Here is a 234-nt window from a genome sequence, read left to right as displayed (position 1 = left end):
GAAAGATGTTGGCCTGCATCAGTTCTTTCACCGCGTTGCCGTACTCGCGGATACCGTGCTCGACGTCGGCGTCCGTGCCGTTCTGCAGGAAAATGTTGAGCGGCACCATGCGCCGCTCGATATACAGATGCCTGATGACGAGATTATCGCCTTCGTATTCGAGCATCGACGGCGCTTCCTTTTCGAGCTCGCGAATGAGCGCGTGATCGAGGCGCGACAGCGGCAACGCGACGC

1 protein-coding gene is annotated in these 234 nt (G+C 59.0%); it reads right to left on the bottom strand.

Going from position 1 to position 234, the window contains the following annotated elements:
• A partial coding sequence (locus SB772_RS45800; RefSeq protein WP_410839249.1) for an isocitrate dehydrogenase kinase/phosphatase-domain containing protein occupies positions 1 to 234 on the bottom strand: 234 nt, incomplete at both ends.

Source organism: Paraburkholderia sp. SIMBA_030 (genome assembly GCF_046535245.1).
Lineage (GTDB): Bacteria > Pseudomonadota > Gammaproteobacteria > Burkholderiales > Burkholderiaceae > Paraburkholderia.
Note: the sequence above shows the minus strand (reverse complement) of the source record. Positions and strands in the feature narration are given on the sequence as shown.